The organism is Acidovorax sp. HMWF029 (assembly GCF_003060895.1).
In the GTDB taxonomy this organism is placed as follows: Bacteria; Pseudomonadota; Gammaproteobacteria; order Burkholderiales; family Burkholderiaceae_C; genus Acidovorax.
The window spans coordinates 1-8,581 of record NZ_QAIH01000198.1 but is presented as its reverse complement, the minus strand read 5'-3'; the positions used below and the strand labels follow the sequence as shown (position 1 = coordinate 8,581).

General features: G+C 65.8%; 8 protein-coding genes. 3 read left to right on the top strand and 5 right to left on the bottom strand.

Annotation, left to right across the window (positions count from 1 at the left end; genetic code table 11):
- Positions 1 to 239: 239 nt before the first annotated feature.
- Positions 240 to 2,165, bottom strand: coding sequence for a ferrous iron transporter B (locus DBR12_RS13840; protein ID WP_199226690.1), 1,926 nt, complete (start codon positions 2,163 to 2,165; stop codon positions 240 to 242).
- Positions 2,162 to 2,500 (bottom strand): ferrous iron transport protein A, encoded by a 339-nt coding sequence (locus DBR12_RS13835; RefSeq protein ID WP_369861567.1) that lies wholly within the window; start codon positions 2,498 to 2,500, stop codon positions 2,162 to 2,164. The genes DBR12_RS13840 and DBR12_RS13835 overlap by 4 nt, the downstream gene beginning before the upstream one ends.
- A 219-nt stretch (positions 2,501 to 2,719) precedes the next feature.
- Here DBR12_RS13835 and DBR12_RS13830 point away from each other — a divergent pair, with 219 nt between their 5' ends.
- Positions 2,720 to 2,980, top strand: a complete 261-nt coding sequence (locus DBR12_RS13830) for a hypothetical protein (RefSeq protein WP_108617790.1) — start codon at positions 2,720 to 2,722, stop codon at positions 2,978 to 2,980.
- 214 nt (positions 2,981 to 3,194) lie between these two features.
- Here DBR12_RS13830 and DBR12_RS13825 read toward each other — a convergent pair whose 3' ends face one another.
- From DBR12_RS13825 to DBR12_RS13815, 3 genes are all read right to left on the bottom strand, one after another.
- Positions 3,195 to 3,647, bottom strand: coding sequence for a hypothetical protein (locus DBR12_RS13825; RefSeq protein WP_108617789.1), 453 nt, complete (start codon positions 3,645 to 3,647; stop codon positions 3,195 to 3,197).
- A 180-nt stretch (positions 3,648 to 3,827) separates the two neighbouring features.
- Positions 3,828 to 4,238, bottom strand: coding sequence for a hypothetical protein (locus DBR12_RS13820; RefSeq protein ID WP_108617788.1), 411 nt, complete (start codon positions 4,236 to 4,238; stop codon positions 3,828 to 3,830).
- 157 nt (positions 4,239 to 4,395) lie between these two features.
- Entirely contained in the window at positions 4,396 to 6,381 is a 1,986-nt protein-coding gene (locus tag DBR12_RS13815) for a S9 family peptidase (RefSeq protein WP_158275001.1), read from the bottom strand.
- A 123-nt stretch (positions 6,382 to 6,504) separates the two neighbouring features.
- On the opposite strand from DBR12_RS13815, the gene DBR12_RS13810 reads away from it, so the two are divergent.
- Positions 6,505 to 7,170, top strand: coding sequence for a response regulator transcription factor (locus DBR12_RS13810; protein WP_108617786.1), 666 nt, complete (start codon positions 6,505 to 6,507; stop codon positions 7,168 to 7,170).
- Positions 7,167 to 8,581: HAMP domain-containing sensor histidine kinase (locus tag DBR12_RS13805; RefSeq protein WP_233244500.1), on the top strand; the 1,415-nt coding region annotated here is incomplete at its 3' end. The genes DBR12_RS13810 and DBR12_RS13805, both read left to right, overlap by 4 nt.

Here is an 8,581-nt window from a genome sequence, read left to right as displayed (position 1 = left end):
GCGCGGTGCTGGCATGGCCATCGGCTTTTCGGCGCCCGCCTCGGGCGGCACACCGCAGCTGCCACAACTGCTGCACCCACCATCGCCCCCACCACAACCGGGCGCCTGAGCCAGCCCCGGGTGGACCTTGCCCAACCCTTGGCGCCAGCGAGCGGGCAGATAACGCCACAGCACATAAAGCGCTGCAGCGGCGACGATCAGACCAACGATGAATTGCTGGGCCACAAGCACCTTTCCCCTCAGCCGCCGCCCAGCGCCAGCGCCACGCGGTAGGTCACAAAGCTGGCGGCATACGCCATGGCAAAAAGGTACACCACCATGAGCAGCGGGTAGCGCCAGCCGTTGGTCTCGCGCCGCACGGCGGCGATGGTGGAGATGCACTGGGGTGCAAACACATACCAGGCCATCAGCGACAGCGCCGTGGCCAGCGACCACGAACCCGCCACCAGCGCGCCCAGCTGGTTGGCCACCCCATCGCCCGTGGCAGACAGCGCATACACCGTGCCCAGTGCGCTCACCGCCACCTCGCGCGCAGCCATGCCGGGCACCAGCGCAATGGCGATCTGCCAGTTAAAGCCAATCGGCGCCACGATTACCTCCAGCCACCGGCCCAGCTGGCCCGCATAGCTGTAGGTGATGGCCGCCTGGGTGGCGCCTTCTGGCGCGCCGGGGTAGGTGGACAAAAACCACAGCAGCACGGTGACGGCCAGGATGATGCCGCCCACGCGCTTGATGAAAATCACCGCCCGCTCGTAAAGGCCAAACGCCAGGCCGCGCACGCTGGGCCAGCGGTATGCGGGCAGCTCCATCATCAGCGGCGTGGGTCGCGTGTCGCTGCGCGCGAGCTTGGCCACTGCCGCCACCGCCATGGCGCTGGCAATGCCCGCCACATACAGCGCAAACAGCACCACGCCCTGCAGGTTGAACACCCCCGCCACCGTGCGCTCGGGGATGAAGGCCGCAATCAGCAGCGCATACACCGGCAGGCGCGCCGAGCAGGTCATCAGCGGCGCGATCATGATGGTCACCAGCCGGTCGCGCCAGTGCGTGATGGAGCGTGTGGCCATCACGCCCGGCACGGCACACGCAAAACTCGACAGCAGCGGAATGAACGAACGGCCCGACAGGCCCACCGTGCCCATCACGCGGTCCAGCAAGAACGCCGCGCGCGGCAGGTAACCCGAATCCTCCAGCGCCAGGATGAACAGGAACAGGAACAGGATCTGCGGCAAAAACACCAGCACCCCGCCCGCACCCGCCAGCACCCCATCGGTCAGCAGGCTGCGCAAGGGGCCATCGGCCATGTGGGCGTTAACGAGCGCTGCCAGCCAGCCCACGCCATCTTCGATCCACGACTTGGGCAGCTCGGCCCAGCTGAACACCGCCTGGAACATCAAAAACAGGGTGGCCGCCAGCACCAGCAGGCCCCACACCGGGTGCAGCACCACGGCGTCGATGCGGTCATCGGCACGCAGGCTGACCTCGGGCACACGCACGGCCAGATCCAAAATGCGCCGCACCTCCTGGTGCGTGCGGATGACGTCGTTCTGCGCGTCCAGGTCGCTCGCATCCAGCCGCGCCACTGCATCGGGCGCCACCGCTGGGCGCTTGAGCTGCTGCAGGTTCGCGCTATCCAGCCAATGCAACAACTCCTGGGCGCCGTTGCCGCGCACGCCCACGGTGGCCAACACCGGCATCCCCAGCTCGCGAGACAGCGCCTCGCGGTCGATGGCAATGCCCTGGCGCTCGGCCACGTCCATCATGTTGAGCACCAGCACCATGGGCAGGCCCAGGGCGCGCGCCTCCAGCACCAGGCGCAGGTTCAGGCGCAGGTGGGTGGCGTCGGTCACGCACACCAGCAGGTCGGGCACCGGCTCGCCCGCGCGGCGCCCGCGCACGATGTCGCGGGTGATGGCCTCGTCCGCGCTGTGTGCGTGCAGGCTGTAGGCGCCGGGCAAGTCCAGCACCCGCACGCTGCGGCCCGCAGCGGTCTGCAGCTGGCCCTCCTTGCGCTCCACCGTCACGCCCGCATAGTTGGCCACCTTCTGGCGTGCGCCGGTGAGCAGGTTGAACAGCGCGGTCTTGCCGCAGTTGGGGTTGCCCAGCAACGCAATGCGCACGGGGGCATCAGACGGGGGCATGGACACTGCCGAGGGTGCGTTCATGCCGCCACCCCCTGCGCTTGCCCAGTGGCATCCAGCCGCTGCACCTGCACCATGGACGCCTCTGGCCTGCGCAACGCAAACGTGACCTGCCCCATGCGCACCGCGATGGGGTCGCCCCCCACCCCGCCCCGCGCCACCACGCGCACGGTTTCACCGGGCAGAAAACCGATTTCCAGCAGGCGCAACAACACACCGTGCTCTTGCGCATCGCGGGCGGGCAGCAACCCGGTCACCAGCGCCTGGGCGCGCAGGGGCAGCGTGTCCAGGCCGGTGGGTGCGGAGCACCCGGCGCGCTGATGCAGCAGCGCAGCCGCGCCATGGTCCATGGCTTTCATGGGGGAATGCCTTGTTGTGAATGATATTGATTCTCAATTTTATCAATATCACCACCCCACTGCTAGGTCAAGGCTGCAGAGTCTGATCCAGAGCAACCCGGGCGCTGTGCGCCGCCCACCCGCGTCAGACAAAACTGGCGCGGCTCAAGCCAGTTGTGTGGGGCAGAATTCGGCCAGGAGCGGACCTTCGCCGCCTAGCCCTATCGGAACAAATCCAGCATGCGAATCCTTCTTGTCGCGACGGTCGCCGTGTTGCAGATATTGATTCTCTGCACCGTTTTTTGGTATGGCTACTTTGGTCTGTATTGGCTCGTGGGTAGGTTGAGCACACCAAGCTTGGGACTGGCATTGATTAGCGCGCCACTCAGTATGCTCGCCGCATTCGCGGTCACTATTCGACTGTTCCTGTTCGGACTCAGTTGGACCATCAATTTTGCAGAGCGGCTGCATCTGCTCAAAAACGAAGGCTCGGATGTTTGATGCAGCCGCAGTATGAACAATAGTCTTGCATCTTGCGTTTCATAGGAACGCGCGGCAGGTATGGGCCCGCTAGCGTCCCTCGGCGTGGGGCAGAATCCGGCCAGAAGCAGTCGGTCACCTTAGTTGAAAGCGGACGCTCAATGTTTGAGCTCAACAGTCACAGCAGAGGTCCGCTGCAACGAAGGGTAAAACGCACTTGGATAGACGCCTCCGATCAATTCCGCGGGGGTGTACGCGGCTCTGACTTCGGCGTGACGACCGTTCCATCGAACAGAACCACAGCTACCAGATCTGCGCCCCAGACCTTTTTCCCTGCGACTATGGGCTGAAATTCAACGCGGTAAAACCAACCGTCCTTGGTGCCAGAGCCCGCTGTGGACTGCATCCGCAGAGCTATCTGACTGACTGCCAGTTGTGTGAGTTCAGGGTGACGCTTTCGCAGCCATAACTCACTGGCTTCCACAGCCTTCCCAACAGACAGCGGCGGTGGCCCGGCTGACGACGGTGTCCACTTGGGCTGTGCGTCCCACTTCTCGCGAGCCACCTCCCAATTCTGCATGACGTTGTCGCGGCCTTCGCCCAACAAGAAGACGGAACTTGGCTGCGCGCTGAGTGCGGTCGGCATCAACGCGATGAATAGGATCGCTCGAAGAATGTTGTGATTCATCTTGTCCAAAGTTTGAGGGGTCGCCGAAGGCTGCAGGTACTAACTCGGAAAACTATAGCTCGTCATAGTCAGGCACATGAACTTAGACAGCGCGGTTTGGACTTCATACCAGCGGGGAGTGACCCACCGGCAGCTATGGTTGGTTTTGTAGAACGACGGCTTCGGGCCCGAAGCAGCCGCTCAAAGACGGATGCTGTTTGATGCCCAGCCAGTCAATAGCGCGGACAACGAGTCAGCAACGGCGACGAACTCGTCGTCGATGGGGTAGTGCGCAAACACTGCAGCATTGCCGGGCAGTAGCGAGAATGTAATTCCGTCGATGCCTGGGCGACCTAGAGCAAAAACCCGATTGCTGAACAGTTGTCCCGATTCGTCCAGTGCCTTACTAACCGGAAGGATGAGCATGTTGTGCACGAATCGGTCGCGTCCTTCGTCGAACACCTCACCCAACCCGTTCGAGTGCAGCACTAGCTGGACATAATCGTCCAAGTCAATAGCGGGGAACGCATCAACTAGCGTCCGACACTCTTCAGCCGATGCCGGACGAAAGGTCTCGAATCGTGTGGGAACTTGGTCGATTTGCAGGGACATGGTTGGTGGCAATTTTGGGCAACGCTCAACGTCTGCTCCTGGCTGAAGGCAGAAGTCTAGCCTCAGAGTTCAGATTGGCCCCCAGACGAAGCCCAGCGCTGTGACATGAGTTGCAACGTCATTTCCACAGCGCATTTCGAGCCATCCCAGTTTCAACTCAGAACGCCCACGCCCCCAGCTGATAGTAATCAAACCCGCTGGTCCGCCCACCCAGGCACCGGGCGAGGAAGTCTTCGGTCTTGCGGTACATCGTGAGGTTATTGGGCCAGCGCTGGTTGCCATGGCCGTCGCCTTTGAAGGTGACGTAATCGACTTCTTTGCCCGCCTTGCGCAGGGCCGCCACCATCCATTCGGACTGCTCCAGCTTCACGCGCGGGTCGTTCACGCCGTGCATGATGAGGATGGGCTTTTGTGCATGTTCAGCCCGGTACAGGGGCGACTTCGCATCCATGCGCGCGCGGTCCTCGGGCAGGGCGGGGTTGCCCACGTAGCGGTGCCACCAGGGCAGGCCCAGCTCCCAATACGGCGGGGCGGCCTCCAGCAGGCGTGCGATGTCGGTCACGCCCACGATGTCCACCGCACAGGCAAACACCTCGGGGGGGAAGGTGGCGCCCACCAGGGCCGAGTAACCGCCATAGCTCGCGCCATAGATCGCCACGCGCTCAGGGTCGGCCACGCCGCGCTGCACCGCCCAGCGCACGCCGTCCACCAGGTCGTCGTGCATGCGGCCTGCGAACTCGCCCCGGGCCTTTTCCATGTGGTTGCGGCCATAGCCGCTGGAGCCCCGGTAGTTGACTTGCAGCACGGCATAGCCCCGGTTGGCCAGAAACTGCTGCATGGCGCGGCTGGTGGCGCCATCGCCCCAGCGGTCACGCCGCCACGGGCCTCCGTGCACCAGCAACACGGTGGGTAGCCGCTGCGCCGCTGCCCCCACGGGCAGCGTGAGGTAGCCGTGGATGGTGAGACCATCGCGCGCGGTGTAGGTGATGGGCGTGGTGGGGGCCAGGTCCTTGGCAATCAGGCTTAGGCGGTTCTCGCCCAGAAAGCGGGGTTCGTGCCCATCACGCAGCAGGTAGTTGCGCGTGCCCCGGTCGGTGGCCACCGCCGCCGTGAGCGCCTTGTCCGTCTGGTCCAGGCTCGTCACCAGCACCTCTGCGGGCTTGTCACCGGCCAGCGCAGACAGCCGGGCATCGAGCGCGGGGTCGAACACCTTGCGCGCCGGGTAGCCGGGCATGAAGTAAGCCAACAAGGGCTCGCGGGTGCGGCGGCTGAGTGTCACGTCGTCCAGGTCCACGTCGGGCGAGGCAAACCACTCCTCCTCGCCACCCGTGGTCAGGTCCAGCCGCACCAGCGCCAGCTTGTCGCGCCCCCGGTTGGACAGCGCCCAGGCCTTGCGCCCCTCGTCGTGCAGGCCAAAGATATTCAGCGTGTCCCACCGGCTGCGCTCTGCCACGGTCACCCAGCTACCCGGCTCTTGACCGGGCCGCTCCAGCAACACCTGCTCGCCCCGGATCTGTGCCCGTGCGCGCAACTGGCCCGTGGTGTCCACACCCCACCAGCCCACGTTGCCGGGGTTGGTGGCCATGAGCACCGGCGCGCCACCCGCCGGGTTCACGCGGTACAGGTCAAACACCTTTTTGTCGCGCTGGTTGGAGGTGACGATGAAGTCGGACGATGCATCCACCGCCTCCGCAAAATGCGCCACGGAACGCGGTGCTGGCATCAGCTCGCGCAAGTCGGTACCGGGGCCCTCGACCGCGCCCGCATAGATGCGGGTGTTTTCATCGCCCGTGGGGTCGGCCGTGATGCCGAGCCAGCGGCTGTCGGCACTGAAGCGGATGGTGCGCGCGCGGATGCGAAACGCCTTGGCGTCGCCCCCATCGATGGACTGCACCCAGATCGCAGGCACCACGCCGTCGGTGCCAAACCAGGCAATGCGCTTTCCATCGGGCGACACGCGGTAGCCGCCGGTAGATTGCCGGCTGGCCACGAAGTCGCGCACCGGCACCAGGTCGGACAGTTGCGCCCCGGCCAGCGATGGGTGGGTGGGCCCCGATGCACAGCCCCCCAAAGCCAGCGCCGCAGCCAGCGCCGCGCTACCCCACCATCGCCGCATTTCCTCCTGCCTTGTCGTCGATGCCATTGCTTTCTCCCCCATGTATTGAGCCATTGGATACGGCCATTGTGCAAAGCCCCGCCTTAAGGCCAGCCAAAGGTGGCCGCTGCGGCACCACGCAACCGGGGCTGCTCCCGCCACAATCGCCCCATGCACATCCTGCTCATCGAAGACGACCTGGACCTGGGCCGCGCTCTGCAGTCCGCGCTGAAGGTGGAGGGCCTGACCAGCGAATGGCTGCGCCGCGCGGTGGATGCGCCCGCCATGGTGGACGCCACCACGGTGGACTGTGTGCTGCTGGACCTGACGCTACCCGATGGCAGTGGCTTCGATCTGCTGGCGCGCTGGCGCAACCAGAGTGGGCAAGGCGGGCAGGTGCCCATCATCGTGATCACCGCGCGCTCGGCGGTGGAAGACCGACTGGCCGGGCTGGATGGCGGGGCGGACGACTTTGTGGTCAAGCCTTTTGCCACGGCCGAGCTGATATCGCGCATCCGCGCCGTGCTGCGCCGCAGCGCGCGCCAGGCCAGCGAGCGCTGGGTGCTGGGCGAGCTGGTGATCGAGCCGCGCCGCCACGCGGTGCATCGCAACGGCACGGTGCTGGATGTGTCGCCGCGCGAGTTCCAGCTGCTGCTGGAGCTGGCGCGCGAGCCCGGCGCCGTGGTGCCCAAGGGTGTGCTGGCGCAGCGGTTGGACCCGTTGGGCGAGCCCCTGGACTTTGGCGCGCTGGAGGTCCATGTGTCCAACCTGCGCCGCAAGATCGGGCCAGAACTGATCCGCACCGTGCGCGGCGTGGGCTACCTGCTGCAGGCATGACCACGATGAAACACGCGTTGCACAGCGCATGGGCCTGGCTGGCCGAGCCCACGCTGATGCGCCGCAGCGTGACATCGGTGCTGGTAGCGTTTGTGGTGGTGTGGGCAGTGCTGCTGGGCTACAACTTCGTCAACTACAAACACACCATCACCCGCGACCCGGGCCTGATGAAATACGGCGACGCGGTACTGGACTCGCTGGCCTCCGTCACCGACCCCGCGTATGCTGCCACGGCCATTGCCGCCACCGACCACTGGACCAATATCCGCCGCCGCCAGGTGGGCCTGCTGCCCGGGGTGCAGATGCACGAGTTGCTGGACGCGGCATCGGGCCAGCGCGTGTTTGCATCGCCGGGGCTGCAGAACGTGGCCTTGCCGCCCGCCACGCCACGCGCTGAGCCTTTCATCCAGGAAGCCGCCCTGCAGGGCCGGTCGTTCCGCATCTACACCGGCGGCGATGCGCGCTGGGTGCTGCGCGTGTTTGAGACCAAGCGCACCGACTCCAACTTCCTGCAGTACAACGGCCGCGCCCTGCTGCCCTACCTGCTGCTGGCGTCACCCTTTGTGCTGCTGGCGGTGTGGCTCTCGGTGCGCCATGGCCTGCGGCCGCTGCAGCAACTGGCAAGCCGCATTGCGCAGCGCGGGCAGGACGACCTGCAATCGGTGGGCTTCAACGCCCGCCACCGTGAACTCAAGCCCCTGGAGCAGTCGCTGGACCACCTCTTCGCCCAGCTGCGGCACAAGGTGGAGCGCGAACGCGCCTTTGTGCAGGATGCTGCGCATGAGATCCGCACGCCATTGGCCGTGATCACTGCCCAGGCCCATGTGATGGCCCGCTCGCCCAGCGAAGAGGAGCGCACGCAAGCCCAGGCGCACCTGGAACAGGCCATCGCCCGCACCTCGCACCTGGCGCAGCAACTGCTGGACCTGGCCGCGCTGGACGACGCACAGCGCCCCGCCCCGCGCGACCTGGACGTGGCGCAGTGGCTGCGCGGTGTGCTGGCGCAGGTCGTGCCTGAAGCGATGGCGCGTCAGATCGAGCTGTCGCTGGACGCACCCGACACCCTGCCCGCCCGACTGGACCAATCCGCATTCGAGTCGATCGCTCACAACCTCATCGACAACGCGCTGCGCTACACGCCCCACGGTGGCAACGTGGCGGTGGCGCTGCGGCGCGAGGGCGCAGCGCTGCACCTGTCGGTGCAGGACGATGGGCCGGGCATTCCCGCCACCGAACACCAGCGGGTGTTCGAGCGCTTCTACCGGGGCCTGGGCCACGCCGCCAACGGCTCGGGCCTGGGGCTGGCCATCGTGCGGCAGGCGGTGCTGCGCATGGGCGGGCAGGTGCAGCTCGGCGCGGGCTTGAATGGCAAAGGCGTTGGCTTTTTCGTTAGCATTGCCCTCCCCCACAG

Bases quoted from the DNA above. Each gene is read 5' to 3' on its own strand.
- DBR12_RS13840 (WP_199226690.1), bottom strand. From the start codon at position 2,165: ATGAACGCACCCTCGGCAGTGTCCATGCCCCCGTCTGATGCCCCCGTG.
- DBR12_RS13835 (WP_369861567.1), bottom strand. From the start codon at position 2,500: ATGAAAGCCATGGACCATGGCGCGGCTGCGCTGCTGCATCAGCGCGCC.
- DBR12_RS13815 (WP_158275001.1), bottom strand. From the start codon at position 6,381: ATGGCATCGACGACAAGGCAGGAGGAAATGCGGCGATGGTGGGGTAGC.
- DBR12_RS13825 (WP_108617789.1), bottom strand. From the start codon at position 3,647: ATGAATCACAACATTCTTCGAGCGATCCTATTCATCGCGTTGATGCCG.
- DBR12_RS13820 (WP_108617788.1), bottom strand. From the start codon at position 4,238: ATGTCCCTGCAAATCGACCAAGTTCCCACACGATTCGAGACCTTTCGT.
- DBR12_RS13810 (WP_108617786.1), top strand. From the start codon at position 6,505: ATGCACATCCTGCTCATCGAAGACGACCTGGACCTGGGCCGCGCTCTG.
- DBR12_RS13830 (WP_108617790.1), top strand. From the start codon at position 2,720: ATGCGAATCCTTCTTGTCGCGACGGTCGCCGTGTTGCAGATATTGATT.